This is a genomic window from Bacteroidota bacterium, from assembly GCA_021300195.1.
Classification (GTDB): domain Bacteria; phylum Bacteroidota; class Bacteroidia; order J057; family JAJTIE01; genus JAJTIE01.
Window position 1 is genome coordinate 1 of the sequence record JAJTIE010000036.1, and the last position, 26,589, is coordinate 26,589.

Annotated in this window: 20 protein-coding genes and 1 tRNA gene; 9 read left to right on the top strand and 12 right to left on the bottom strand. The window is 58.8% G+C overall.

Features of this window, described 5'->3' with window-relative positions; translation table 11 throughout:
- Nucleotides 1–2,010, top strand: a 2,010-nt coding sequence (locus LW884_08645) for a gliding motility-associated C-terminal domain-containing protein (protein MCE3008395.1), incomplete at its 5' end; no start/stop codon positions are given.
- A gap of 170 nt (nt 2,011–2,180) precedes the next feature.
- On the opposite strand, the gene LW884_08650 is transcribed toward LW884_08645, so the two are convergent.
- On the bottom strand, nt 2,181–3,461 hold the full coding sequence (locus LW884_08650; protein MCE3008396.1) for a DUF1343 domain-containing protein: 1,281 nt from the start codon (nt 3,459–3,461) through the stop codon (nt 2,181–2,183).
- Between the two features lie 159 nt (nt 3,462–3,620).
- Here LW884_08650 and pyk point away from each other — a divergent pair, with 159 nt between their 5' ends.
- Nucleotides 3,621–5,051: a pyruvate kinase gene (gene pyk, locus LW884_08655; GenBank protein ID MCE3008397.1), complete on the top strand. Its 1,431-nt coding sequence runs from the start codon at nt 3,621–3,623 to the stop codon at nt 5,049–5,051.
- Between the two features lie 96 nt (nt 5,052–5,147).
- On the opposite strand, the gene LW884_08660 is transcribed toward pyk, so the two are convergent.
- The 7 genes from LW884_08660 to LW884_08690 form a co-directional block, all read right to left on the bottom strand.
- Nucleotides 5,148–5,747, bottom strand: a complete 600-nt coding sequence (locus LW884_08660; protein ID MCE3008398.1) for an AhpC/TSA family protein — start codon at nt 5,745–5,747, stop codon at nt 5,148–5,150.
- Nucleotides 5,748–5,862: 115 nt separating this feature from the next.
- Nucleotides 5,863–6,261, bottom strand: a complete 399-nt coding sequence (gene mce, locus LW884_08665) for a methylmalonyl-CoA epimerase (GenBank protein MCE3008399.1) — start codon at nt 6,259–6,261, stop codon at nt 5,863–5,865.
- Between the two features lie 170 nt (nt 6,262–6,431).
- On the bottom strand, nt 6,432–7,889 hold the full coding sequence (locus LW884_08670) for a hypothetical protein (GenBank protein MCE3008400.1): 1,458 nt from the start codon (nt 7,887–7,889) through the stop codon (nt 6,432–6,434).
- Between the two features lie 47 nt (nt 7,890–7,936).
- Nucleotides 7,937–9,505, bottom strand: a complete 1,569-nt coding sequence (locus LW884_08675; protein ID MCE3008401.1) for a hypothetical protein — start codon at nt 9,503–9,505, stop codon at nt 7,937–7,939.
- Nucleotides 9,506–9,528: 23 nt separating this feature from the next.
- Nucleotides 9,529–10,935: an MBL fold metallo-hydrolase gene (locus LW884_08680; GenBank protein ID MCE3008402.1), complete on the bottom strand. Its 1,407-nt coding sequence runs from the start codon at nt 10,933–10,935 to the stop codon at nt 9,529–9,531.
- Nucleotides 10,936–10,953: 18 nt separating this feature from the next.
- On the bottom strand, nt 10,954–11,532 hold the full coding sequence (locus LW884_08685; protein ID MCE3008403.1) for a gliding motility lipoprotein GldD: 579 nt from the start codon (nt 11,530–11,532) through the stop codon (nt 10,954–10,956).
- A gap of 21 nt (nt 11,533–11,553) precedes the next feature.
- Nucleotides 11,554–13,995, bottom strand: coding sequence for a penicillin acylase family protein (locus tag LW884_08690; protein ID MCE3008404.1), 2,442 nt, complete (start codon nt 13,993–13,995; stop codon nt 11,554–11,556).
- A gap of 63 nt (nt 13,996–14,058) precedes the next feature.
- Between LW884_08690 and LW884_08695 the strand changes: the two genes are divergently transcribed.
- Nucleotides 14,059–14,775 (top strand): pyridoxine 5'-phosphate synthase, encoded by a 717-nt coding sequence (locus LW884_08695; protein MCE3008405.1) that lies wholly within the window; start codon nt 14,059–14,061, stop codon nt 14,773–14,775.
- Nucleotides 14,776–14,872: 97 nt separating this feature from the next.
- On the opposite strand, the gene LW884_08700 is transcribed toward LW884_08695, so the two are convergent.
- Complete coding sequence (locus tag LW884_08700; protein MCE3008406.1) at nt 14,873–15,439, bottom strand: hypothetical protein; 567 nt, start codon at nt 15,437–15,439, stop codon at nt 14,873–14,875.
- A gap of 224 nt (nt 15,440–15,663) precedes the next feature.
- Between LW884_08700 and LW884_08705 the strand changes: the two genes are divergently transcribed.
- On the top strand, nt 15,664–16,029 hold the full coding sequence (locus LW884_08705) for a hypothetical protein (protein MCE3008407.1): 366 nt from the start codon (nt 15,664–15,666) through the stop codon (nt 16,027–16,029).
- An 18-nt stretch (nt 16,030–16,047) separates the two neighbouring features.
- Nucleotides 16,048–16,989 carry a M23 family metallopeptidase gene (locus LW884_08710; GenBank protein MCE3008408.1) on the top strand — a complete coding sequence of 314 codons (942 nt, stop codon included), beginning with the start codon at nt 16,048–16,050 and terminating at the stop codon, nt 16,987–16,989.
- 171 nt (nt 16,990–17,160) lie between these two features.
- Here the strand turns inward: LW884_08710 and LW884_08715 are convergent, their stop codons facing one another.
- The 3 genes from LW884_08715 to LW884_08725 form a co-directional block, all read right to left on the bottom strand.
- Nucleotides 17,161–19,545 carry a sel1 repeat family protein gene (locus LW884_08715; GenBank protein ID MCE3008409.1) on the bottom strand — a complete coding sequence of 795 codons (2,385 nt, stop codon included), beginning with the start codon at nt 19,543–19,545 and terminating at the stop codon, nt 17,161–17,163.
- A 244-nt stretch (nt 19,546–19,789) separates the two neighbouring features.
- Complete coding sequence (locus LW884_08720; protein ID MCE3008410.1) at nt 19,790–20,494, bottom strand: sel1 repeat family protein; 705 nt, start codon at nt 20,492–20,494, stop codon at nt 19,790–19,792.
- 179 nt (nt 20,495–20,673) lie between these two features.
- Nucleotides 20,674–21,672: an SEL1-like repeat protein gene (locus LW884_08725; GenBank protein ID MCE3008411.1), complete on the bottom strand. Its 999-nt coding sequence runs from the start codon at nt 21,670–21,672 to the stop codon at nt 20,674–20,676.
- A 287-nt stretch (nt 21,673–21,959) separates the two neighbouring features.
- Here LW884_08725 and LW884_08730 point away from each other — a divergent pair, with 287 nt between their 5' ends.
- From LW884_08730 to LW884_08745, 4 genes are all read left to right on the top strand, one after another.
- Nucleotides 21,960–22,355, top strand: a complete 396-nt coding sequence (locus tag LW884_08730; GenBank protein MCE3008412.1) for a MerR family transcriptional regulator — start codon at nt 21,960–21,962, stop codon at nt 22,353–22,355.
- Nucleotides 22,356–22,391: 36 nt separating this feature from the next.
- A tRNA-Pro gene (locus LW884_08735) sits at nt 22,392–22,464 on the top strand.
- A gap of 235 nt (nt 22,465–22,699) precedes the next feature.
- Nucleotides 22,700–24,634 (top strand): 1-deoxy-D-xylulose-5-phosphate synthase, encoded by a 1,935-nt coding sequence (gene dxs / locus LW884_08740; protein MCE3008413.1) that lies wholly within the window; start codon nt 22,700–22,702, stop codon nt 24,632–24,634.
- A gap of 306 nt (nt 24,635–24,940) precedes the next feature.
- On the top strand, nt 24,941–26,589 hold a 1,649-nt coding region (locus LW884_08745; GenBank protein ID MCE3008414.1), incomplete at its 3' end, for a hypothetical protein.

A 26,589-nucleotide genomic window follows, 5' to 3' on the forward strand; every position in this document is an offset into this window, starting at 1 on the left:
AGCCAGGTGGGCAGTACGCCCACTGCGGCCACCATAGCCAGCCCGGGCACGGCCAGCACCAACGTGAGTGGTCTAACGGGCACGGGTACGTACACCTTCCGCTGGACGGTAACGCCCACCAGTGGCACCTGCCCGGCCGCTGCTAGCAATGTAACGATCACGCGCGGTGCCGCGCCTGTGGTGGACGCGGGGCCTTTCCCAGCCGACCCGATTTGCGGTGCCACTTCCTATCAGCTCACGCCCAGCCCGGCCGGGGGTACCTGGAGCATAGTAAGCCAACCTGTGGGTGCCAGCACGGTTGTAAGTGCCACAACAAATTTGGCGAGTGGTATGACCGTAGCGGGTACCTATGTACTGGCATACACCCTACCTGCTAGCGGTGGTTGCCCCGCCAGCTCAGACCAGATAACCCTTTCGGTTAACCCGCCTGTTACCGCCAACGCAGGGGCCGATCAGCCCAGCGTGTGCGGTACCACCACCGTAACCCTGACAGCAAACAACCCGGCCCCTAATGGAACGGGTGCCTGGACCCTGGTGAGCGGCCCTAGTTCGGTCTCCATCACTTCGCCAAACAGCCCTACTACCACGGTTACCGGCCTAACCTCCACCGCTAGCCCCTATACCTTCCGCTGGACGGTAACCCCTTCGATTTCGTCTTGCCCCATTGTGTCGGACAATGTGGTGATCACCCGCGTAAACTCTCCGGTGGTGGTACTCGGTCCCGATATCAGCAACGTATGCAGCTCAACGGTTAACCTGGACCTGGGTTCCAGCTCTACCCTGGGCACCTGGAGGCGGAAGAGTGGCCCTGCGGGGGTAACCTTCGTGGCCACTGCTAGCCCGACCATTACCCGGGCCGACAACCTGGTGGCTCCTGCGGTTTACGTCTTCGAATATGTGCTGCCCGGCCAGAATGGCTGCCCCGAGGCGCGAGATGAAATACAGGTAACTACCGTGGCGCCGCCCACGGCAGATGCAGGCCCTGCCACAGCTCTGCTGTGCGGCACAGACTTCATTACCCTGTCGCCCACAGCCACGGGGGGAACTGGTGCCTGGTCTTTTGTTTCTACCACCACCACACCCCCCATTACCCCGGTGATCACCGGAAATACGGTGAGCGGACTGAGTGGGGCCGGTACTTACACCCTGCGCTATACCGTTACCTCTGCCGCCTGCGGCACCACGGCATCCGATGCCATTGTGATTACCCGTGCGGCCAACCCTACTGCCGACGCCGGAGACGGTGCCAGCAACATTTGCGAGACCTCCTTCACGCTAACGCCCACAGCTACGGCAGGAGATGGCCAGTGGTCGGTAGCAAACCAGCCGAATGGCGCGAGCGTAACCTTCAGCGGCAATGTGGCCACGGGCATGACGGTGGGTGGCACTTATGTGTTTCGCTACACAGTAACCAGCCCGGCAGGCTGTACGGACGAGGATCAGGTTACGATCACCAAGGATCCCTCTCGCCCAGTCTTCAGCTTTAGCCCCCGGTCTCTGCTGATACCCGACGCCACGGAGCTCACCTTCCGGAATGAGACGCCCAACGCAGGTGGGTCGGTATTTGTGTGGACTTTTGTGGGGGGTAGGCCCAATCGGTATGTGGGTGCCACCCCGCCCCGCATCTCCTACAGCGAGCCGGGCACCTACCCAGTACGCCTGGAAATGATATCGGCAGCCGGCTGCGCCAGTAGCACCGAGCAGCAGGTAACGGTAGACTACCGCATACAGGTGCCCATCCCCACAGCCTTCTCGCCCAATGGAGACGGACTGAATGACGAGTTCCAGTTTGTAGGCCTATCCGGTGTGCGTAGCGTACGCTTCTTGATATACGATCGTTGGGGCAATGAGGTGTTCAATAATGGCAATAAGCGCGACTTTACCTGGAATGGCCGCATAGATAACTCAGGTGACTTTGTTCCGGAAGGCACCTACGTATGGGTAATGGATGCAGAGGACCTGGAGGGACGCAAGTTTGAGCAACGTGGCACCATCCTGATCCTGCGCTAGCGTTCCCATCCATAAGCTTCTGGCTTCGGGTATATTCCTCTTGTTCCCGTCAGCACCAAGCACGAAATGCCTCCCCTACCCGGGGAGGCATTTCGTGCTTTCATGGCAGGGAGGCCACTGTCAACCTTATGGTCCAAGCTTCTCGGGGCGGCTGGGGCAGGCGGCAGATCTCAGGCTGCATACAGCAGGTACCTCCTTCGCAGGTTTTCGAACCGGCGAAGCTCTTTCTGCCAGCTCAGGCCTATTGCCTCGGGCGTATCGCCCTGGATGAGGGCGCGGCGGAGGCTGCTGCTGCCCACCAGGTTCTCGAAAAAGGGCGTAAAGAAAGGCGTAGCAAGACCTTGTTGCTTTCGCCAGGCCTCGTACTCCTGGTAGAAGTTTACAAGCATTTTCAGGCCTGCCTGCATCAGGCTGTCGCCGGATACGGATACGGTGTCGATACGCAGGCCGTAGCAACGCTGGCCCTCATAGGGGGGGTGTGCTGCCCGCCCCGGCTGGCTGACGGGTGTAAAGTAGGTGGCGTAGGCCTGCAGGCCCATAAACTGCATGGCATTGCGGGTTCCATTCAGGCTGTCTTCCATGGCGCGCTTCAGCAGTGCCCGGTGCCCGGGCATGCCTATCTGCTGAAAAGGGCGATCTGTTCCGCGCCCTACGCTTACCACCGTGCCTTCGTACCAGCAGAGTATGGGGTACAGCTCAGCCGCCGTGGGGGTGGGCAGGTTGGGGCTAGGCGGCACCCAGGGCAGGCCTGTTTGCTGCCACCGCATGCGGTGGGTGTAGCCATCGCATGCCACCACCGACAGGATGCAGCGGCCATGGGGCAGCCAGCCCTCCCCATTCACCAGGCGGGCATACTCGGCCAGCGTCATGCCATGCACCATGGGCACACCCGGGTGCACCCCTACAAAGCTCGTGTGGGCCGCTTCCATCCCTGGGCCACCCACCCAGTGCCCGTTGGGGTTGGGCCTGTCTAGCACCAGTAGGGGCACACCATACTCCGCACAGGCATCCATTACATACACCAGGGTGCTCAGGTAGGTGTAAAACCGGCAACCCACGTCCTGTATATCAAATACAACCAGATCTACATCCTGCAGCTGCTGCCGGGTGGGCCTTAGCTTCTTGCCGTACAGGCTCACGATGGGCAGATGGGTCTTTCGGTCCCTTGCATCCTGCACCTGCGCCCCGGCCTCCTCGCCACCCCGGAAGCCGTGTTCGGGTGCAAAGACCCGCTGGATCGTGTGGCCCATGACAAGCAGGGTGTCTACCAAATGGGTGCCCTCCACCAGGCTGGTGTGGTTGGCCACCAGGGCCAGCCGTTTCCCTTTCAGTTCCTCCGGGTGCGCCAGCAGCAGCTGGGCCCCGGTGCGTACGGTGGTGCCCGCCAGGCGGGCGGGCGTGCTACAGCCTGGCACACACACCACCAGTAGCAGAAGGCTTGAGTATCGCATAGCCCGAAGCGTATTCATAGACACAAATAAATAAGCTTTTGGGTACGGTGGCGTACAAACTGGTATGAACTGAAAACATTTGCAGGCTTTCTGGCCAGAAATACTGTATACTTGAGCATCTGTCCATTGTTTCCCTTCCACGCCATTTTCTAGCTGTATATGATTTCGCCTGTATGGAATAAAACCAAGATTGTAGCTACCATGGGGCCTGCTACCCACAATCCGGACACGCTGTTGGACCTCATACAGAGTGGGCTGGATATCTGCCGGCTGAATGCAAGCCATGGAGATCATGCCACACACCAGTATTTTATTGACCAAGTGCGGCGCATAAATGTGGTGTACGACCTGAATATCGGCATTCTGCTCGACCTGCAGGGGCCAAAGATACGGGTGGGCAAGCTGGACAAGCCCCACCCCGTGCAGGTGGGAGACGAAGTGAAGCTGAGTACTGCCGTGCAGAAGCAGGTAGGCAATGTGCTGCCCATGGAGTATGAAACGCTGATTCAGGACGTGAAGCCGGGCGACCTGCTGCTGATAGACGATGGCAAGCTACAGACGGAAGTGGTGGCAAACAACGGCGTGGACACCGTAACCCTGAAGGCCCTAATACCCGGAGAGATAGGCAGCCGGAAAGGGGTGAACCTGCCCTTCAGCCATGTGAGCCTGCCCAGCCTGAGCGACAAGGACCTGGAGGACCTGGAGCTAGCCGTGCACAACCAGCTGGAGTGGGTAGCACTAAGCTTTGTGCGAAAGGCCAGCGACATAACCGAGCTGCGCGAGATACTGCAACGAAAGGGCTGCAAAAGCCGCATTGTGGCTAAGATAGAGAAGCCCGAGGCCCTGGAGAATATAGATGCCATCATAGCCGCGACCGATGCCGTAATGGTGGCACGTGGCGACCTGGGTGTGGAGATATACATGGAGGAGGTGCCCCTGTGGCAGAAGACCATTGTACGGAAGTGCAATGAGCAGGGCAAACCTGTGATTGTGGCCACCCAGATGCTGGAAAGCATGATGGACAACCCCCGCCCCACACGGGCCGAGACCACCGATGTAGCCAACGCCGTGCTGGACGGAGCCGATGCCGTAATGCTAAGTGGCGAGACCAGCGTAGGTAAATATCCGGTAGAGGTGGTGCGGGTGATGCAGCGAATCATCAGTATGGTAGAGCTGCATGACGAACTCTACCACCGGGTTCAGAAGATCCCCACAGATAGCAATGACTTCCTGCCCGATAGCATATGTCGCTCTGCCGTGCTCCTCAGCGAGCAGATAAAAGCCCAGGCCATAGTGGGCATGACACGCAGTGGCTACACAGGCCTCATGCTAGCACGCCACCGGCCCAAGGCCAATATCTTCATTTTTACTGACAACCGGCACCTGCTCAACCAGCTGAGCCTGGTGTGGGGGGTGCGTGCCTTCTTTTACGACGGCTTTGAGGGTACCAATGAGTCTATCCGAGACACAAATGCTATCCTGAAGGCACGCGGATTTGTGCAGGAAGGGCAGATTATCCTGAATACCGGTAGTATGCCACTGGGGGCCGGGCTGAAAACCAACATGATGAAGATTACGATCGTAGAATAGTCTACCACACCGCCCTACACCACCTGCCGCGGCTTGGCTGCCCGGAGGTGTGCCCCCACCAAGTACTTGGACGACGGGCTAAACCAGGGACCCCGCTTAGGGCTTCAGCAGCTCCTGGAGTGGTATGTGGTCGGCTATATGCTTGCCATAGTGTGCCCTCAGTACTTTCCCATCTGGCGATACCAGAAAGTCTGCGGGCAGGCGCGTTAGGGCACCATCCCGCTTGGGGGGTGCACCTGCGGCGTACAGCGACTCGCCTTGCTTGGCCTTGGCACGCACGTCCTTTTTCAGCATGCTGCCTACAAGCCCAAAGAAAGACTTCCGCACGGCAAACTGCTTGTACAGCACCCCGTCCGGGTCAGCCACTACCGAGAAGGGTATCCCCTCGGTGTCTTCAAAGCTTAGCAGCAGCTCGGGGCTAGACTGGTAGATGGCGATCACCCGTATGCCTGCTGCCTCTAGCTTCTTGTGCTGTTCCATCAGCTCATGCGCCCGCACATTGCACACCGGGCAACCCACATAGCGAAAGAAGGTGAGCAGTACCCGCTGGCCTGTGTAGGCCGATAGATCCAAGGGTTGGCCGCGTACATCCGAAAAAACTCTTACCGGTACGGTATCACCAACTTTCAGACGCTGACCATTGGCCGCAGATATTAGCAGGGCGGTGGACATAAGGACGAGGAAAAAGAGCTTCATGGGGGGCTACAATCTTCAGGCAAGAAAGTTACAAAAGAAACCGGAATAAGGTTCACTTGTCGAAGCTCGTGTACATCCAGCTCTCCGCTTGTATGCCGGTAGGGGGAGAGCACACCTACCCTTTTGGCTGGCACAGCTCTATTAGCACCCCATGTGCACTGCCGGGATGCACAAAGCAGATGCGCATGTTTTCCGCCCCGTCCTTGGGTGTCTCGTTTAGCAGCCGGAAGCCGGCAGCCCGCAGGCGTGCCATCTCCGCCTCTATGTCCGCTACCTGAAAGGCGATGTGGTGCAGCCCCTCGCCCCGCTTGGCTATGTGCCGGGCAATGGCACTATCGGGCCCGGTGGCTTCCAGTAGCTCTATCTTGTTCGGCCCCGCCTGGTAGAAGACCGTGTTTGCCTGCTCGCTCTCCACTGCCTCTGCTCGATAAGGGGGCCCAAAGAGTGCGGTGTATACCGCGCTGGCCGCTGCCATGTCGGCCACGGCTATGCCAATATGTTCTATTTTCTTCATATGCTTCACATTTTGGGTGCTTGCATCCCGCCTGCAAATGTCGCATACCCGATGCCAACAGGCAAACTGATGGGCCGTGCGCTACCCGCCCCGTGAACAGAAACAGGCCTTTCTGGCGGATACGTGTACTGTGTTATCGGGTGGGGGATGTAGGCCATGGGGCCGATCCGCTACTTTCTGTTCTGCCACCACAGGAGCACGAACACCAGGACTGTCAAGACGGCGGAGTAGTAATAAAAGTCGGGATTCATCCAGGGTCCCTCAAAGTTTTGCCAAAAAGAAATCGGGTCTGCTGGCCACCCACCCACGGGCAGCCATATGCCAGCTAACAGCGCATTCAGGCCGAGCAGGAGCAAGCCGAAGGCCCATGCACGCCCCCTGCGAATGGGTAGCACCATTGCCAGAAATAGCACGGCAATGGGGTAGGAGTAGGTAATGTGCCGAGACTCACTGTCTACCATAAATAGGGCAAACATCAGCGCAAACAAACTGAACGCAAGCCCCTGACGGGTTAGCGCCCGGATAAGTGGCCCCCGGTGGAGCAGCACCAGTAGGATAAACAAGCCGAAGTACAGCAGATCTGCCACCAGGGTGATGGCCGGAAACTGCATGGGCGTATGGTAAAACAGGCCCAACAAAAACCAGGTGTATCCCCCCTTGCTGGCTACCAGGTCTATGCCCGTGGGCTGGGCCAGGCTGTATATCAGCACATAGCGTAGGACCACCAGCAGTAGGATAATCAGCAGGGATAGAGCTGTGCCGCGTGAAAAAGGGTAGTGGGCCAGCTGAGACAGCACTGCAGGCACCAGCCTGCGGTGCAGATAGCGGATGTAGAGCAGGTAAAGTGCCAGCGAGAGCGGGAGCAGGTAAAGATCCAGCGGCAATCCCCAGAGGGGGGGCGTCTTGTCCGGATGCCACCAGGCATACAGGTAGTAAGCCCAGTACAGACCCAGCAGCAGCAAAAATCCCCCGAGCCCTAGCCGGTATAGCCATGTAAGCAGGTGCCTTAGGCGCGGGTCTTCCTGGCTGCGCAGGGGGGTGCGTGCAGGAAAGAGCAAAAAAGGAACCACAACAAGAAACGCCAGCGGATGCGAAAGGCAGACCAGAAAAAATAGCCCATACTGCAGCGAGCGGGGCCATTGCTTTACAGCGGCATATACAGCCAGCGAAACCATGGCCCCCGCCCACAGGTCGGTTAAAAAGGGATTGAAGGCATGAATCCGGAGAAAGGAATAGTTGACGGCAAGCAAGACCAGGCCGCACAGCGTGCGGTAGTTGCCCAGCTGATAATGCGTGGCCAGTCGCACAAATACCCACAGGATAAAGGCCAGCCCCAGCGCATTTAGCAGGCCGAACACCCCCAAGTAGGTATCCAGCTCGCCCTGGCCTTGCGTCCACCCCAGGTGTCGGAATAGCTCCGCTGTATAGTGGGCTAGCCGGGGCAGCAGCATCCGGCTCATGGAGTGGGGAACAAAGTGATGGCCCTGAAAATAGGCCTCATCGGCACGCGCCATCTCGTAGTGGATGTGCCCATCTGCCCCCAGGTATTGGTCGAAGATATAGTGCTCTGAAGTATGACTGAGTAACCAAGATGTCAGAACCAGCAGGCCGACGGCTATCCAAGGCATGAAACGGGTATACCACCTGCCAAGGTGAGCTGCTAGTGAAAGGCGCATTAGGGATTAAGGTCGGGTCGCTGCTGGGAGGGAGACCAATTCTTTTTCAGATAAGCAAGAGCCAGCAGGCTGATTAGCACAGCCGAGGCGCCTACATAGTAGAACCAGGCGTGCATATAGGGCCCCTCATAGTTGGCCCACAGGTGGGCGTACCACAGGCCCTGTTCCGAGTACTTAGGCCAGTCTTGTAGCTGAAACAGCATGCCCGACACCAGTAGATTGAATAAAAAGAGTGCGAGCGTGAATGCCCAAATCCGGTTTGGCCGGATTGTAATTCCCCTTACAAGCAGCAGCACCAGCGCCGGATAGTAAAAGCTCAGGTGCCGAGACTCACTGTCCAGCAGGAACAGGCAGAAGCACAGCCCCATTAGCGGCAGGGCCAGTCCATGCTCGGCCAGCTGCCGGAAAAGCACCCCTCGGTACAGCACGATGCCCGATGCAAAGAAACCGAAATAGGCAAAATGCGCTACCAGCGAGATGCCCGGTTTGATGAACGGCAGGTAGTAGAAGAAGGAAACCAGAAACCAGAGGTCGCCGCCCCTGGACGCAATCACGCCAGGCTCGGGCCTGGCTATGTAATGTAGCAGGGCATAGCGAAACCCAAGTAGCGCGGCCAGTAGCAAAGCCCGGTACAGCACGCCCCGACCAAAGGGATAGCGGGAAATGGCTGACAATAGTGCAGGCCGAAAGGTCCTGTCCACATACCGCAGGTAGAGGAGATATAGGAGGGTAGAAGGTACGAGCAGGTAAAGATCTGGTAATTGGATAAACAAATGCGAGAATGGCAGGTGCTTGGGTGGGTGCAGAATGGCGTAAAAGTAGTAGCCCCAAAAGAGCACCAGTACGAACAGGAAGCCTGCCCGCAGGCTGCTGTAGGCCAGCGCGGCCCAGCGCCGAATGGATTGGTTCTCATCGGCCCGAAGCGGGCTGTACGCTGGGAACAGCAGGCAGGGGGCCAGCACCAGGTAGGCTAGTGGGTGTGAGAAGGAGAGCCCGACAAAGAGAACAACCTGCCAGGCCAGATGCCAGCGCAGCAAGTATGCATACAGAAAGGCAGTAGACAACAGGGCGGCCCATAGGTCGGTAACCAGGGGGTTGAAGGCATACATCTTCAGCAGCGAGAAGTTGAGGCCAAAGAGAATAAGCAGCCAGAGCTGCTTGTAGGTAGGCAGCTGGTAGTGGGCGGCCAGCCGGAGCAGCAGCCAGCACAGCAGGGCCAGGGCCAGGGTATTCAGGTAGATAAAGGTCAGAATCATGGGCTCTGTATCCCCCCCTGCGGGCACCAGGCCCAGCTGTGCAAATACGGGCTCGGTATAGTGTGCCATTCGCGGCAGAAAAGCCCGGCTAAGGTTGTAGCTGCGGAACTGACCGTCCAGGAAATCGGCCTCGCTGGCACGGGCCATGGCGTAGTGTGTGGGGCTATCGGAACCTATGGTCAGGTTGAAGATGTAGCGCTCGGCACCCAGACTGTAGTACAGAAAGAATGCCACAAGAAAGGAAGCTGCCAGCACCGGCAGGCAGGCCGGGCGGAGCTGTGGCCTGAAGCGAATATGTGCGGACGGATTCAAGCGGATAAGGGACCTGAGGCAACCTAAATTCCTGAGAACAGCAGCTCGCTATCCAGGTAGTCGGGAACGCTTACGTTGTTCCAGCCAAACTCGTCTTCCAGTATCTCCTTCAGCACCCGGGCACCCTCGTACTCACCGTGCACAATGTAGGTGCGCTTGGGCGACTGCCTGAAGCCACTGATCCAGGTCCGCAGCTCGGTCTGGTCGGCATGGGCGCTCAGGCCATTCAGCTTGGCAATCCGGCATTTAACGTGAACCGGTATGCCAAATATACGTACCGACTCCTCCCCCTCCAGCAGGTATCGTCCCCGGCTGCCTTCGGCCTGATAGCCTGCAAAAAGCAGGGTGTCCTCCGGGTTGCCCAGCCGGTTGTACAGGTGGTGCAGGATGCGGCCACCCGTGGCCATTCCGCTGGCGCTGATGATGATGGCGTTGGTCTTTACCTGGTTTATGGCTACACTCTGCTCCTGTGTACTGGCGTAGTGTATCCAGTCGTTGTCAAACACACAGTCTGGCCCCTGCTCCAGCACGCTGGCGCCCAGCTTATGGTAGCTGCTGTGGTGCAGGTACAGCCTGGTGGCGCTAATGGCCATGGGGCTATCCACATATACCGGCACCCGGGGTATGGCTTCTTTCTGGATCAGGGTATGCAGGTGGTACAGCAGCTCTTGCGTTCGGCCTACGGCAAAGCTGGGGATGAGCACCACCCCCCCGGCCTCGAACGTCTCGTTTATGACACGGGCCATATCCAGCAGTACATGCTGGTACGGATTGGTACGGTTTCCATAGGTGCTTTCTACCAGCAGGATGTCTGTTTCGGTAATGCTGGCTGGGTCGGGCATAATGGGCTGGTCGTAGCGCCCCAGGTCTCCGCTGAAGGTGATTTTCTTGCTTTGGGTATCGCCTTGCACCCATAGCTCCAGTATAGCGGCACCCAGTATGTGCCCGGCCAGCCGGTAGCGAAAGCGTATGGCCTGGGTTATGTGCATCTCCTGTTCCATTGCCACCTGGCGTATCATGGGCAGTACCCGCTCCACGTCCTTGGTGTCGTACAGGGGCTTTGCTGGCTGGTGCTTGGAATAGCCCTTTTTGTTGGCATATTCCGCCTCTTCCTCTTGCAGCTTGGCACTATCGCGCAGCAGCAGTTCGGCCAGGTCTCGGGTAGGCACCGTCATGTAGATAGGCCCGCCATAGCCATTGGCTACCAGCCTGGGCAGGTAGCCAATGTGGTCAATGTGTGCGTGGGTAATGATTACCGCGTCCAGCTGGCTGGCCGGCAGGGGCAGGTCTTCCCAGTTGCGCTGGCGCAGCTCCTTCAGGCCCTGAAACATGCCGCAGTCTACCAGCACCTTCAGGCCATCCACCTCCAGCAGATACTTGCTGCCGGTAACGGTACGTGCCCCACCAAAAAACCTTAAACGTACATCCATGCGACAAGATAGAACTTCTTAGCGTTCACCAGCTTTAAATCTTACGCTCTGTGCCAGGTGGATCAGGTCTTGCTGCAGGTGCCGGATAACGGGGGCGAGGCTGTCGTTCTTCTCGGCCGTATTGAAATAGAAGCTGCACTCCAGGGCGTAGTGGGTGGTGTCGCTAAAAAAGAGATAGGCTGGGCTGGGCACATTGCCCGAAAGGAGAAAGAGGGTGCCTACGCCTGCTGGTGTGGAGATGGGCTGCTCGCGTATGCTGCCCTTTTGTGCATGCTTGTACACCAGGTTTCGGTAGTCCTCGTAGGCCCGGAAGGGGTCGGTATGCTCGGCCCGAAACCAGCGGGTGGTGATGTGCCAGGTGCTTTCCATCTGCGGGAAGTACACGTTGAAGTAGGCACTGTCGGCCTTGCGCACCTGCAGCCGGCCATAGGTGGGTAGCTGTAGGGTATAGGGTGCCCAGCTGGTATCCAGGGTGCGGTAGCTGTGGGCAGGCAGGGCCATGCGTGGGTAGCCTTTGGGCCGTGGATAAGGGGTAGGGCTGCTACAGCCCAGGGCCAGCAATAGGCACAGACAGTAGAGGGGCGGGTGCATACGCATACCCCAAAGGTAGTGCAAAACCTATCGGATCCGGCTGAGGCGCACCCGTGCCAGCTCATCCTTTTGTGCTAGCCGTGCCGGGCTGCTTAGCAGGTGTAGTGGGTACAGCCTACCGGCAGCCCAGGTATCCACAAAGTTCTGGTAATAGGCACTGCCCGGGTTTTCGCTCTGCCCACCCGGGTACACCCCCTGGCCCTGTACCTGCGGCCCCACCGATACCACCATGCGCCAGCTGGGGCCGTGGTCGGTATCCTGGGCATTTATGGCCTGGCGCATGCCCCCCACGGGCAGGTTTTTCAGGCCAAAGGGCTCGATGTAGCTCATGTGGTCAATATGAACCGCCTGGTATCGGTGCCAGGCCCGCTCTTCGCGCTTCGGGAAACGCTGGGCTAGTTGGCGCACGCTCAGCTCGAAGGCCTTTACGGCCAGTTCCTCCAGTCCTTCCCGAACCTTTGGTGTGCGTAGGTCGTCGTACCATTTTCCTGTGTCTTGCTGCGCGATCAGCTGGGCAGTAACGGCCCGTGGTGGGTAGCGATAGGTAGGCCCCGGCAGCTGGTCTTGCCAGATGGCCGTATCCAGCGCCAGCCACCAGTGCTGAAAGTACGTGGCTCCCAGGCTTCCGGGTTCATGCCGGTAGTTCCAGGCTTTCAGCTGGGCATATGCGTGGGCCAGGTCGGGCTGTTGCAGCTTTTTGGGGTCCAGGCCTTGCTGCAGCACCACGAGCAGCCGGGGCAGGATTTTCTCGGCCAGCACATTGGTGTTATCCAGCTGCAGCCTCCGGAAGTCTTCGGGTGTGGCCCGCTGCATGGCAGCCAGGCGGCCCTCTATCCGGCTGGCCCGCTCCCAGCTGGCAAAGCTCCAGCCCAGGTAGTAGGGGTAGGCATCGCCCACGGGGTTTTGGTTTGCACTGGCTACGTAGCCACGCTTTGGGTTCACAATATGTGGGTTATCGGCAGCGGGCACCCAGCCCTGCCAGTCCTGTGCAGGGTCGCTGCCATCCAGCAGCTGCTTGCCCTGGCCCTTCGCCTTCAGGGGCAGCCGCCCATAGCTCCAGATGGCGATGGTGCCACTGGTATCAGCAAACACGAAATTCTGGGCCGGGCAGTAGTAGGATGCCAGTGCTTTTAGGTAACCGGGGTAGCTATGTGTGCGGTTTAGCAGGTAGAAGGTCAGTAGCTCGTTGCCAGCGTCGTGCCCGGCCCAGCGCATGGCATAGCCTGCCGGCATGTTTGCCTGGCCCTGTTCTTTCCATACAATGGGGCCGTGGTGGCTGTGCCAGGTACGCTCTATTAGCTGCTTGCCACTCTTGCTACGCACCGTGTCTGTGCGCAGCGTGAGTGGGCGCCACGCCTCGCCATACTTGTACTTGTGCCCGTCGGGGCTCTGGGTAATGCGGTACCAGTCCAGCACGTCGGAGCCAGTGGTGGTTATGCCCCAGCTGGCCTGCTCATTGAAGCCCACCAGCACCCCGGGGGCACCTGCCAGGGTGGCCCCGTACACGTTTATGCCCGGGGCATGCAGCTGCACCTCGAACCATAGGGAGGGCAGGCCCAGGTGCAGGTGGGGGTCGTTGGCCAGCAGGGGGTATCCGCTCTGGGTGCGGCTGCCAGCCAGCGCCCAGTTGTTGCTGCCATTGTGGGGGTTGGGCTGTATGCGCGCCAGGGGGTTGGGCGTGCCGGCTGCCTGCACAGGCAGCGCATGGGGCACCCCTGGGCCTGGGGCCCGCTGTACATCCAGTATCTCGTTGGGTACGATGGGGCTGATCAACTCCGGAAAGTCTGGATACAGCTCTCCCAGTACCGCTGTGCCATACTGGGCGGCGGCCTGTGTCAGCTGCTCGTCATAGCTACTACCCGTCAGGTTCCAGCTCATGTACTTGAGCAGCAGGGCCACGTGCAGGGGTTCCCAGCTGCGTGGGGCGTAGTTCAGCAGTTTGTACATCAGGGGGTATTGGCTGGGGTGCAGCTGCCGTATATAGTCATTCACACCCTGGCAGTAGGCCTCTAGCACCTGCCGGGTGGTGGCATCGGCCATCATCACCTCCAGGCTGCGCCGCGCAGCCCACTCCAGCCCCATGCGGCGGAAGCGGCGGTCTACCTCCAGGGTACGGTCGCCAAACACCTCGCTTAGCCGCCCGGCGGCATAGCGGGTTTGGGTTTCCATCTGCCACAGCCGCAGGCTGGCCGTTACGTAGCCCTGGGCATAGTACAGGTCGGCCTCGTTGTGCGCAAAGATGTGGGGCACCAGCCGGCTGTCGTACACCAGCTCCACCTCGTCCTGTATGCCAGGCAGGCGCAGCTCGCCCTGGCCCACCACGGGGGTCTCCGTCTCGGCATTCTGCCAGAAGCCATGCCAGGGCGAGATAAAGGGACCCAGGGGCGGGATGCCTGGCAGTGGGATGCTGAGCACGTAGATGAGGCCCGCAGGTGCCAGCAGCGATAGAAAGGCGGTAAGGATACGCATGAACCAAAAATAGACCTTTACTGCTAACTTGGGCTTGAATTCTGGCTAAATCATCCGAATACGATGTCTACTGTACTCAGCGTGAATGTGAACAAGGTGGCCCTGCTGCGCAATAGCCGCGGTGCCGACTACCCGAACCTGCTGGCCTGGGCGCTGCGCTGCGTGCAGCTGGGTGCCCGTGGCATTACGGTACACCCCCGGCCAGACGGGCGGCACGTGCGCTATGCAGATGTGCACGCGCTAAAGGCCAGCCTGGGTGTAGAGCTGAATGTGGAGGGCTACCCCAGCCCCGAGTTTATGGAGCTGGTGCTGGATGTACAGCCCGCACAGGTAACCCTGGTGCCCGACCCACCCGGTGCCCTGACCAGCAATGCCGGCTGGGATGCCCGGGCCGAGGAGGCTATCCTCCGCCGTATCATCGGCCAGCTGCACCAGGCTGGTATTCGCACCAGCCTGTTTATAGAGGCAGCGGGAGAGGCCGTGCGGGCGGCACAGCAGACGGGGGCCGACCGGGTGGAGCTCTACACAGGCCCCTATGCGGCCCACTATGCCCGGGGGCCGGAGCAGGCCATTGCCCCCTACCGGGTGGCTGCCGAGGTGGCCGAGCAGCTGGGCCTGGGCCTGAATGCGGGCCATGACCTGAACCTGGAGAACCTCGCTTATTTCCGGCAGCACATCCCGGGTCTGCTGGAGGTATCGATTGGCCATGCCCTTACGGTAGATGCCCTGTACCTGGGGGTGGCCGAAACGGTGAAGCAATATCTGAGCTGCCTGCGCTAAGGTACGGCCCGCCCGCTTGCGCCCGTGCCGATTATCAGCACCCACAGTACACTGGCATTTGGCTTGGGGGCCATGGGGGAAGCCTAAAGCGGGAATGCTATTCCTCTGCCAGCTGGTAGGCCTTGCCGGTAAACACCAGGCTGCCTACCCTGCGGCCCTGCACTTCCATGGTTTCGTATAGCCTTTCATCCCCCTCCGCATACAGGTACAGCGCTATCTGTCCTTGCCCAGGCTGTAGGCGAAAGCCTACGTTCAGGGGTGCCTTGCTCAGGTCGGCTTTGCCCTGTAGCACCCGGCTCTTTAGTGCCGGGGGCAGGTACTGCTGGCTCGCGTCCTCGAAACGGTGATTTCGATACGCATATACATACAGCTGCTGTCCGCAGGCGGGTTCGCACTCTGTGGCCAGGTACACCACCAGGGGGGTACCTGCCGCATCTGCCAGGCTCATCATGTCTGCCCAGCTGTCCGTGTTTTCGGGGTATTCTACACGCAGGAAGCCGCCATCGGCCTGCTGCCTGTGTATCTTGGCCGGGCTAAGGTCCAGGTTTTTGTACTGGCACAGCCTGCGCAGCAGTACAGCGGGCTGGGCCTCGGGGGCGTAGGTCGCGCTGGCGGCCTCGGGCTGCCCGGGTTCTGTGCAGCCGGCAACGATGAGCACGACCATACACACACCAACTGCAAACGCGCGAAGGGCAAGGGTGGGAGGATACATAAGCATGCCGACTGCAATTAGGGCTACAAAGTTAGGGCCTGGCGCGGCACTGTGCACGCTGCCCCATTGGTCGCCCTGTGCATAAATGGGGCAAGCTGCTGATAGTGAGCTGCTGTAGCGTGGAAATTATCGGCCAAGATTTATTCTGTTCCCCTTGTGCCTGCTACCTTTGCCCCATGCAAAAGGATATGGCAGGCGTGCTGCACGCGGTGCTGCGGGTGGCGGGCCTGGTGTTTTACAGCTTGTCGTGGGTGCTTTTCCTGCTCCTGCTGCGCGCGGTATTTACCCGGCACTACACGTTCTTTGGCCAGACAGACCAGGATCTTGTGGCTGTGCTGCTGCTGGCTGGGGTGCTGCTGCTGCAAACTACGCTCTACGTGGCCATGCTCCGCCACCGCCTGCATGTGTTGGCCGTTCCCATTGCACTGGTGTGCTGGGTGGCTCTATTCCTTACGGTGCGGGCTGTGCACCGCCTGCCCGAGGGGCAAGACGACCGCTGGGAGCACGTAGGCCAGAAGCTGTTTCCGCCGCCTCGTCGCTAAAATCCGTATTTTTGCGGTATGCGTGCGCTATACACCTACGACCCCGAGACCTGCACCTACGTACGCCAGCGCCCCACGCCCCGCAGCTGGCTCAGGCGCAATGGAGCCTACGTAGTGCTGGCCCTTGCGCTGGCTACAGGCTTTAGCCTGCTTTTTTCCTACTGGTATGCCTCGCCAGAGGTGAAGCAGATGCGCAAGCAGAACAGAGAGCTAATAGCGCACCGAAACAGCGTGCGAAAAAGCCTGGATGCCATGATGGCCGACCTACAGCACATGCAGGCAGAGCGGGCAAAGCTGCACAAGACCCTGACTAACACGGACCTGCCCACGGAAGATCAGCCCGATGCCATTTCGGCCACACGCCTGGCCAGCCATGAGCAGATCCGCATACAGGCCCTGGCCCTGCTGGTGCAGCACCTACAGCAGCGGGCAGACCGCACTGCCGTGCAGCAGCGCGTACTGCTGGAGCTGGTGCGCAAGAAGCGCCCTGAGCTGGGTAGCCTGCCCCTTTATCCGCCGCTGAAGCAGCTGGAGGTGATTTGTGGCTTTGGCCAGCGGGTCAGCTCCATTACCCGCAGCGAGCAGCTGCACGACGGCCTGGACCTGAATGCCCAGCTGGGTACAGCCGTGCATGCCGCCGCAGCCGGCCAGGTAGGCTATGTGGGCCCAGGCAAAAGCGGCCAGGGCACCATCCTGATGATAGACCACGGAAATGGCTACCAGACAGAGTATAGGCACCTGCAGCAGGCCCAGGTGCACCCTGGCCAGTACGTGCGGGCAGGGCAACAGATAGCCCTGAGTGGCAAGTCGGGCCTGGTGCGCGGCCCACACCTCCACTTTACCATCTGGAAGGAGGGCAAGGTGGTAGACCCCATGCCCTACATTGTGTCTACCCTACAGCCACAGCAGGCTGTGGCCCTGCGCGATAAAAGCCAGATGGCCAACCAATCTATGGAGTAGGTAGCCACCCCGGCACCCAAAGCAAAATAACCCACGCGGTAGCGGCGTGCCAGCGCCTACTGCTGAGGAGAAGATTAAGAAGTGCTACCCCAGCCATGCCGGGTGCCACCTGTGCACAGCCAATGACCTGAAGCGATGGCCCGCTTCACTGTCTTTTGTGTATGTACCTAGCTACTCTGTGCTGCCCTGTTCGGCCGCCTTTAGGAACCAGTAGTGGGCCTTCTCCTCATCCTTTGGCACGCCCCTTCCTTCCTTGTATAGTAGTCCCAGCTTGTATTGTGCAACCACATGATTTTGCTCGGCTGCCTTTTTCCACCAATAGGCGGCTTGTTTGTAGCCTTCGCTACCGGGCATTTTTAGGAGCTTTGCTACCCACCGAAATGCCTGTGGGGTTTCCGGGGGCGCTACCTTACCTTCTTGATACAGCAATCCCAGGTCGTATTGCGCATCCGAATCGCCCTGCTCGGCGGCCTTCTGGTACCAGTGGGCGGCCTGGCTGTAGTCTTGCGGCACACCCTCCTGGCCTTTTTCGTACATCATCCCCAGGTTGTATTGTGCACTTGCCTGCTCTTGTTCGGCGGCTTTTTGGTACCAGTGGGCGGCCAGGGTGTAGTCTTGCGGTACGCCTTGGCCATTTTCGTATAGAACGCCCAGGTTGTTTTGCGCGTTGGCATCGCCCTGCTCGGCGGCCTTTTGGTACCAGTACACGGCTTGGATATAGTCTTTAGGTACGCCTTGGCCATTTTTGTACGCCCATCCCAGTTTGTATTGCGCATCCGCATCCCCCTGTTCAGCCGCCTTTTGGTACCAGTAGGCGGCTTGCGTGGTGTCTTGCGGCACACCCTCCTGGCCTTTTTCGTATATCATCCCCAGGTTGTATTGTGCATTTACCTGTTCTTGTTCAGCCGCCTTTTGGTACCAGTACACGGCCTGGATATAGTCTTTAGGTACGCCCTGGCCATTTTCGTACAGAATGCCCAAGTTGTTTTGCGCGTTGGCATCGCCCTGCTCGGCGGCCTTTTGGTACCAGTGGGCGGCCTGGGTGTAGTCTTGCGGCACACCCTGGCCATTGCGGTACAGGAGTGCCAGGTTATACTGGGCGGTAGAATATTCCTGTTCAGCCGCTCTTCGATACCAGTAGGCGGCTTTCTCGTAGTCCTGGGGCACACCGCGGCCGTTTTCGTACAGGATCCCCAGGTTGTTTTGTGCTTCTTCCTCGCCTTGGGCAGCTGCTTCGCGGTACCAGTAGGCGGCTTTCTCGTAGTCCTGGGGCACACCGCGGCCCTTCTCGTACAGTACGCCTAGGTTACTTTGGGCGGTAGAATCTTCCTGTTCGGCCGCCTTTAGGTACCAGTACAGGGCTTTCGTATAGTCTTGCGGCAGGCCGCGGGCTTTATCATACAGAGCGCCCAGGTTGTTTTGTGCATCGGGGTAGTCTTTTTCGGCTGCTTTTTGCCACCAGTAGGCGGCTTGGGTGTAGTCTTGGGGCTTCCCATGGCCATGATAATAGAGCAGACCAAGGTTGTACTGTGCCGTAGACTCTCCTTGTTCGGCCGCCTTTAGGTACCAGTAGGCCGCCTTTTCGTAGTCTTGGGGCACCTCTTCGCCCTCGTCATACAGGAGCCCCAGCTTGCATTGCGTGTCCGGATCTGCCTGTTCAGCAGCTTCTCGAAACCAATTGGCGCCTTGTAGGTCGCTTTCTGTTGCTTCTAGCATCCTCGCATACAGGTGCACAAGCTTGTCTTGTGCGTCTTCATGCCCCTGTTCGGCTGCTTTTTGCCACCAGTAGGCGGCTTGTGCGTAGTCTTGGGGTACACCCTGGCCGCTTTCGTACAGCTCACCCAGGTTGTTTTGCGCGTAGATATCTCCCTGTTCAGCCGCTCTTCGGTACCAGTAGGCGGCTTGTTCATAATCCTGGGGTACACCTTCGCCTTTTTCGCACAGAACACCCAGGTTATTTTGCGCGCGTAGGCTCTCCTGCTCGGCGGCTTTCAAGTACCAGTAGGCAGCCTGTGCATAGTCCTGCGGCACGCCTAAGCCAAAGCGGTACAGGACTCCCAGGTTGGTTTGTGCACCTACATGCTCTTGTTCTGCCGCCTTTAGGTACCAGTAGGCGGCTTTTTCGTAGTCTTGGGGTACCTCCTCACCCTCGTCATACAGGAGCCCCAGCTTGAACTGCGTGTCTGGATCTGCCTGTTCAGCAGCTTCTCGAAACCAATTCGCGCCTTGTAGGTCGCTTTCTGTTGCTTCTAGCATCCTCGCATACAGGTGCACAAGGTTGTATTGTGCCCTATCATCTCCCTGTTCGGCTGCTTTTTGGTACCAGCAGGCACCTTGTGCATAGTCCTGGGGCACGCCATCGCCGTTTACGTACAGCAAACCCAGGTTGTATTGTGCATCTACATGTCCCTGCTCGGCCGCTTTATGGTACCAGTAGGCGGCTTGGCTATAGTCTTGGGGCACACCCTGGCCATTTTCGTACAGTACCCCCAAACTGTATTTTGCAGCCGGATCTCCCTGTTCGGCCTTTTGCTGTAGTACTTGTGGCTCTTCCATGTTTTTTAAAGCTGAGTCTTAGGTTAGTTGTTATGTGGTTGGTACTCTCCCGGGGGCAATCCGCAGGCTAAATCTAGTGGAAGGGAGCGAAACGGGCAAGGGCGTGAGCGGGCAATGGGGTTTCATCCTTGCCCATGAAAGAGGGAGGGGAAAAAACGAATACAGCGCTACGTACCGGGGCTGGTGTCCCCCATGCGGCCGCAGACCTGAAGCGATAGCCCACTATATGGTCATTGGCTTGCGCTTAGCTGCTCTGTGTGCCCAGCCCGGCCGCTTTTAGGAACCAGTAGTGGGCCTTCTCCGGATCCCTTGGTACGCCTAAACCCTCCCGGTGCAGTTGCCCCAGGTTGTATTGGGCCATAACATGCCCTTGTTCAGCAACCTTTTGGTACCAGTAGGCAGCTTTTTCGTAGTCTTGGGGTACGCCTTCGCCGTTTTCGTACACCCGTCCCAGTTTGTATTGGGCCTCCACATCCCCCTGCTCGGCTGCTCTCTGGTGCCAGTAGGTGGCTTGTGCGTCGCTTTGCAGTACGCCCAGGCCTTTGCCGTACAGAAGTCCCAGGTTGTATTGGGCCATAGCATATCCCTGTTCGGCTGCCTTTTGATACCAGTAGGCAGCTTTTTCGTAGTCTTGGGGTATGCCTTCGCCGTTTTCGTACACCCATCCCAGGTTGTTTTGCGCGTTTGCATCCCCTTGTTCGGCTGCTTTTTGCCACCAATGGGTCGCTTGCGTGTAGTCTTCCTCCACGCCCCGGCCCGTCGCGTATAGCAAACCCAGGTTGAATTGCGCGATTGCAAGACCTTGCTCCGCCGCCTTTTGATACCAGTATACGGCTTGTGGATGGTCTTGGGGTACGCCCCGGCCCTCGGCGTACAGTGCACCTAGCTCGTATTGTGCATCCGCATCCCCCTGTTCGGCCTTGTACTGTAGGGTTTGTAGCGCTTCCATGGTTTTACATGTTAAGATTTAGGCTCATCCTCGTCTAGCTAGCGCACTCATGGGGAAGTAGCTGGCCAAAACTAGCGGAATGGAGCGAAACGGCAAGGGCGTGAGCCGGCAACGAGGTACCACCTGCCCACATACGGGGGGTGTCAAGTGTCGGTGTGCCGCCTGTATTTGTCAACTACCTATTCAGACTGTTCTGCCGCTCTTAGAAACCAGTAGTGGGCCTTCTCCGGGTCCTTAGGCACGCCCAGGCCCTCCTGGTATAGCAGTCCCAGGTTAGTTTGTGCGCCTATATCCCCCTGTTCGGCCGCCCTTTGGTACCAATAGGCGGCCTGGGTATAGTCTTGCGGTACCCCATTGCCATTTTCAAACAACTCTCCTAGTTCGAACTGTGCATCCGCATCCCCCTGCTCTGCCGCCTTGTGGTACCAGTAGGCGGCTTGTTCATAATCCTGTGGTACGCCATGGCCTCTGAAAAATAGCACCCCCAGGTTTTTTTGCGACATAACATCTCCCTGTTCTGCCGCTTTTTGGTACCAGCGGGCTGCTTGTGCGTAGTCTTGTACCACACCTCGGCCTATTTCGTATGCTAGTCCCAGGTTGTACTGTGCTTCCTCATCTCCCTGTACGGCGGCTCTTTGGTACTCGTCGGTTTCATTTTTTGCCTCATCTAGGCCATCATCTTGCTTGTTTCGCACGCTAACAACACCCTGCTCGGCCGCTTTTTGGTACCAATACCGAGCCTGCTCGTAGTCCTGTGCCACACCCTGGCCGTATTCGTACAGTACCCCCAGGTTGTATTGTGCGTCCGCTTCTCCCTGCTCGGCAGCCTTTTGCATCCAGTAGGCAGCTTGTACGAGGTCTTGTGCCACACCCTGACCTTTTTCGTAGAATAGTCCCAGGTTGTATTGCGCGTCCGGATTTCCCTGTTCGGCTGCCTTCTGGTACCAATACCGAGCTTTTTCGTAGTCCTGTGGTACACCCTCGCCATATTCGTACAGCACCCCCAGGTTGTTTTGCGACATACCATCTCCCTGTTCCGCTGCTCTTTGGTACCAGTAGGCGGCTTGTTCGTAGTCTTGCGGTATGGCCTCGCCATCCTCATACAGGAACCCCAGCTTGTATTGCGCTTCCGCGTCGCCCTGTTTGGCCTTCTGCTGTAGCACTTGTTGCTGTTCCATGGTTTTTGTAAGATAGTTTAAGGTTTGTTTTTCGTGTAGGCAGCACTTTCGCAGGGGAATCCGCCCGGCTAGATTTAGATCGACTTAGAGATACAGGCAAGTGTGTAGGCTGGCATATAGTGTTTCATCTTGCTACTTCTGGGGGTGGGGGGGGAGACGAAGCAATATAAGAATTCCGTGTTGGCAAGCTGTGCTGTCTGGTTGTACCTTGCGGGTCAGGAAGGCTTAACCCGCACGGGCCGCCAGTAGATGGGATAGACCTGTGCCGCGCCAACCCCCATAGGCAAATGGCACACACCGACCCCAACCAAGACGAGGAGATAAGGAGGCGCTACTACTCCATAGCCGAGGCGGCAGACCTGCTGGGGGTAAACCAGAGTGTCATCCGTTTCTGGGAGAAAGAGTTTGACTACCTGACCCCGCGCAAAAACCGTGCTGGCCGCCGCCAGTACACGGCAGACGATCTGGAGCGGCTGCGCACCATCTACCACCTGATGCGCGAAAAGAAGTATACCCTGGAGGGGGCGCGTGCAGCGCTGAAGCGCCAGGAGCCCCTGGCAACCGAAAGCCTGCCCGAGGAGACACCGACTGTAGCCCCTTCTGCCCATGCCGCAGCTACCCTACAGACCCTGCAGCGCCTGAGAGATTTTCTGGTACAGATGCGCAAAAGCTTGCCCGAGTAGAACAGAATTTTTGTACATTTGACCCTCTTAAATGATCGGGGAGTAGCTCAGTTGGTAGAGTACTCGTCTGGGGGGCGAGTGGTCGTGGGTTCAAGTCCCGCCTCTCCGACACCCAAAATAAAAGCCCTGGAAATGCCCGGGGCTTTTTTGTGCTCTTGCAAAGTCAAGTGCCCTGCACACTTCCTCCGCTTGGGGGCGCGAAGAAGTGCCATAGCAGCACATTGGGCTTTTATAATCGTGTTAAAAAAGCCCAATCGCCACGCAACGGGAATGTATGTATCCCAATCGGTGTTGGTTCCCTCGTTATCTTTGTAGCTGGCCCTCACTCCACACCCTACGTCCAAATGGAACGCCCGATCGTACCCGGATCTTTGCTTGCCTTGGTAGACACCCCCGACCAGCTGCAGCAGCTGGATGAATCTCAGCTCCCCGACTTCTGCCGCGAGCTGCGTGCCTATATCATTGAGCATGTAAGCATCTATGGTGGGCACTTTGCAGCCAGCCTGGGTGTGGTGGAGCTTACCACTGCCCTGCACTACGTGTACCACAGCCCACAGGATCAGCTGGTGTGGGATGTAGGCCACCAGGCCTACGGGCACAAGCTGATAACCGGGCGGCGCAGCCAGTTTCATACCAACCGCCTGTATGGCGGCATATCGGGTTTCCCCAAGCGGAGCGAAAGCCCCTACGATGCCTTTGGCGTAGGGCACAGCAGCACCAGCATATCGGCCGCACTGGGCATGGCCGAGGCCTACCGGCAGCAAGGCCTACCCCACCAGGCCGTGGCCATCATAGGCGATGGGGCCCTGACGGGCGGCATGGCCTTTGAGGCCCTGAACCACGCTGGCAGCAGCGATACGGACCTGCTGGTGATCCTGAACGATAACTGCATGAGCATAGACCCCAACGTGGGTGCACTCAAGGAATACCTGACCGACATTACCACCAGCCGCACCTACAACCGCCTGCGCGATGAGCTGTGGAACTGGCTGGGCAAGGCAGAGAAGCTGGGCATAAAGGCACGCGGCTATGCGGCCAAGCTGGAGGACATGCTGGTAACCCACGCCTTCAAGCCGGGCATGCTCTTCGAGGCCCTGGGGTTCCGCTACTTTGGCCCCGTGGATGGCCACGACGTGAACCACCTGGTGCGCCTGCTGAAGGACCTGAACCAGATACGCGGCCCCAAGCTGCTGCACTGCGTAACCGTGAAGGGCAAAGGCTTTGCCCCGGCCGAGGCAGACCAGACCAAGTGGCACGCCCCCAGTTTCAACTTCGACAAAATAACCGGCACCGCCGTGCCCGTATCGGCCCCGGCGGTGGCACAGCCCCCCAAATACCAGGATGTGTTTGGCCTAACGCTGATCGAGCTGGCCGAGCAGGATGCCCGCATAGTGGGCATAACCCCAGCTATGCTGAGTGGTAGCGGCATGATCCCTTTTCAGCGCCAGTTTCCCACCCGCACTTACGACGTGGGCATAGCCGAGCAGCACGCCGTTACCTTCTCTGCCGGCCTGGCCACCCAGGGGATGAAGCCCTTCTGCGCCATCTACAGCAGCTTCATGCAGCGTGCCTACGATCAGGTGATCCACGACGTGGCCCTACAGGACCTGCCCGTTATCTTCTGCCTGGATCGCGCCGGCCTGGCCGGGGCCGATGGGGCTACCCACCACGGTGCCTACGACCTGGCCTACATGCGCGCTATACCCAACCTGATCATCAGCGCACCCATGAACGAGCAGGAGCTGCGAAACCTGATGTACACCGCCCAGCATGACGGCCAGACGCATCCTTTCGTGATCCGCTATCCACGCGGCCAGGGGGCGATGACGGACTGGCGCACCCCCCTGGAACTGCTGCCCATAGGCAAGGGCCGCCGTGTAACAGACGGAGAGCAGGTGGCCATCCTCACCCTGGGCCACACCGGAAACTTTGCCCAAGCGGCCATAGGCCGCCTGGGTGCGCAGGGCATACAGCCCGCCCACTACGACCTACGCTACCTGAAGCCGCTGGACGACGAACTGATGCACGAGGTGGCAGCCCGCTTTGACCACATCATTACCGTGGAAGATGGCTGCCTGATGGGCGGATTTGGCAGCGCTGTACTGGAGTGGCTGGCCGACCATGCCTATGCCCGCATATCGGTAGTGCGCCTGGGCATACCCGACAGGCCCGTACACCACGGCACCCAACCCCAGCTGTGGGCCGAATGCGGCTACGATACGGATGCCATCGTACAGGCCGTACAGGCGCAGCTACAGCTGCAGGTAGGCAGCCTTTAGGCTATACCCGACTGGTGGGTTTCCTCTCGCTCCCACTCTACGCGCTGTTTCCTACCATTCAGGCACCCATTTGTACCGTTCAGTCGCTTAAGCGGAGGTATGAACCTAGTTACGCCTATTTTTAGGGCAAACCTGCGAGAGTTCCGTTCATATCATACCATGAAAGCACCCCTGCTTCACTATGCACTCTTAACCCTGTTTTGGGGTACAGTACTTTGAGTCCATGCACAGAAGACCTGGTACTTTGGCCATAGGGCAGGCATACAGTTTGGGCCCGGCGGCCCTGTGAGCATAGCGGGCAGCCAAATGAGTACACTCGAGGGCTGTGCCGCCGGCTATGACAGCAATGGCGAGCTGCTGTTCTACACCGACGGCACACAGCTATGGAGCGCCGCCCATGCGCTGCAGCCTTTTCCGCCGCTCGGGGGCAACAACACCAGTGCACAGTCCGCTCTGGTGGTTACCGACCCAGCCAATGCCAGGAAGTTCCACCTGTTTACGGTAGGCACGAAGGATCCTACCGCCTACCTGAGCCATAGCGTGCTGGACGTAGCCCCGAGCGGTGCCATCACACTCGTATCCGGCCCCACGGTGATAGCCGACCAGTGCGAGGAAAAAATAACCGCCGTGCCCAACTACTGCGGCGGGTATTACTGGATATTGTCCAACAAGAGGGGCTCCAATGTGTTTGTAAAATTTCGCCTTCATTCAACGGGTGTAGTCGAGCGGGTGGCGGATCAGGCAATAGGCTACACAGAAGTGGTTAATTATCCCACGGAGCAACTAGGGTTTGTAAAGGCATCCCCAGACGGCAAAAGACTGGCGCAAACGTTTGCGGGAGAAACTATGACAGACGGATCAAACGGCAGGGCGGAGTATTATGATTTCGATCCTGAAACCGGAGCCATCAGCAATTCTGTTTTGCTAACAACAATTTATGACTTCTATGGCCTTTCCTTTTCGCCAAACGCCCGGTTTCTCTACACAACTGGCGTCGACGGGATCACACAGTTTGACCTTGCATCGCTCAATCCACCCACATCAGGTATTCTTTGTTTGGAGTCCCTTTTTTTTCATTTCGGCGACCTTCAGGTAGGGCCTGACAGATATATTTATTGTGCAGATGCTGATAACTATTTGCACCGGATTACGACTCCAGACAAGTTGGCTAGCGAAGCTGGGTTTGCGGTTGAACAGTATATCACCACGCCAGATGGACAGACGATCCCTACCTTTGGATCGGTCCAATACGGCTTGCCCAACTTCTTCCCCGGCCAGTTCACCCCGCTTATTCGCAAGCCCGACATCGGCCCCGACTTCGCCCTGGTCTGCCCGGGTACCGCGCCCGACACCCTGCGTACCGATGAGATAGCCGACCTCACCTACCGCTGGTACACCCTGGCGGCAGGGTCGGAGAGCGAGGTGCCCGATGCCGAAACCCACGAGCTGGAAGTGCTCAACCCCGGCACCTACATCGTAGAGGTAGAAAATGACTGTGGCCTTACCAGCCGCGATACGGTGGTGGTAGGCCCGCCTGCTGCGTCCCCCAAGCCCGCCCTGGGCCCCGACCGCCCCTGGTGCCGCTGGACAGACCAGAACGCCAACGACCCCAGCTACCCCCCCACCGCCACCAACCCCAGCCTGACCGGCCCCGCAGGTACCGGCCTCAGCTACCGCTGGTGGCAAGACGGAAACCTACTGACCAGCCAAACGAATCGTACCCTGCCGATAGATAAACCCGGCACCTACGTGCTAGAGGTAAGTACTGCCTGTGGCAGCAGCCGCGACACCGTAACCCTAACCCAATACGACCAAATCGGCCCCTTCAGCCTGGCCAGCAGCAGCGAGCCCCGCCTCTGCCCCGGCGAAGTGCAAGCCTGGGCCGGCCCGGTGGGCAGCTTTGACTACCGCTGGGAATGGCGCAAGGATCCCGACTATGTGGTGGTGATCGCCAC